This window comes from Nonomuraea sp. NPDC001636 (genome assembly GCF_040298265.1).
Lineage (GTDB): Bacteria > Actinomycetota > Actinomycetes > Streptosporangiales > Streptosporangiaceae > Nonomuraea.
On record NZ_JBEOZT010000102.1, the window covers coordinates 1 to 1224 of the forward strand.

Sequence of the window (1224 nt, forward strand, 5' to 3'; positions counted from 1 at the left end):
GACAAAAAAGACCAGCTTCCTTTAAAATGGTGTTTATCACAAACCCATTTTTAGGAGCCGATCTTTTGTCTAGTAGGTTCTGTTGCAAAGTTTTCCAAAAAATCTATTTTAGTGTAAAATTGAGAAAAAAGACAGAGAGGACAGAGTAATGAATCATTTTAAAGGCAAACAATTCAAAAAAGACGTCATTATTGTCGCTGTTGGTTACTACCTGCGTTACAATCTAAGCTATCGTGAAGTTCAGGAATTGTTATATGATCGTGGAATAAATGTTTGTCATACTACGATTTATCGTTGGGTGCAAGAGTACAGCAAAGTCCTCTATTATCTTTGGAAGAAGAAAAATAGACAATCCTTCTATTCATGGAAAATGGACGAAACCTATATCAAAATTAAGGGACGTTGGCATTATCTTTATCGTGCACTTGATGCGGACGGCTTAACCTTAGATATCTGGTTACGAAAGAAACGGGATACGCAAGCAGCCTATGCTTTCTTAAAACGACTCCATAAACAGTTTGGTGAGCCGAAAGCAATTGTGACCGATAAAGCACCTTCTCTTGGCTCCGTCTTTAGAAAGTTACAGAGTGTGGGTTTATATCCTAAGACAGAGCACCGAACTGTGAAGTATCTTAACAATTTAATAGAACAAGACCATCGACCTATTAAACGACGGAATAAATTTTATCAAAGTCTCCGTACAGCCTCTTCCACGATTAAGGGCATGGAGACCATTCGAGGAATATATAAAAAGAACCGAAGAAATGGAACGCTCTTCGGCTTTTCGGTGTCTACTGAAATCAAGGTATTAATGGGAATACCAGCCTAAGATATTTGGAGTTCAGAGAGAGCGCGTTTGATTTTCAAACTTCGCAACAGAACCTTTCATGCTCTCAGCATTATTTTCTAGCTTTGCAAATTTTTTTGAAACAAGTTATATTGTAGTTAAAAAAACTACAGGAGGATTTATCACATTTTTATTTGGAGCAATCGTTTGTGTCATTGCACAAGTATTACTTATTCCATTATTTGGCTTGAATGGTGCTGGATTAGCTTCAATGCTTGGATTCTTAACAACGTTTTTATTTCGTGTCAAGGATACGCAAAAATTTGTGGTGATTCAGATTAAATGGCGAACTTTTATAAGTAATTTTGTGATCATTTTGGTACAAATTCTTTGTTTATTTTATCTGCCGAGTAAAGTCTTGTATCTATGCCTTGCCC

2 protein-coding genes are annotated in these 1224 nt (G+C 36.4%); both read left to right on the forward strand.

What is annotated here, in order from left to right:
- Positions 1 to 148 precede the first annotated feature (148 nt).
- A complete protein-coding gene (locus tag ABT158_RS51225) occupies positions 149 to 829 on the forward strand; it encodes an IS6 family transposase (RefSeq protein ID WP_352366781.1) in 681 nt (226 codons plus the stop codon).
- Between the two features lie 58 nt (positions 830 to 887).
- On the forward strand, positions 888 to 1224 hold a 337-nt coding region (locus tag ABT158_RS51230; protein ID WP_352366783.1), incomplete at its 3' end, for a polysaccharide biosynthesis C-terminal domain-containing protein.

Coding starts and splice junctions, on each gene's coding strand:
- ABT158_RS51225 (WP_352366781.1), top strand. CDS start 149: ATGAATCATTTTAAAGGCAAACAATTCAAAAAAGACGTCATTATTGTC.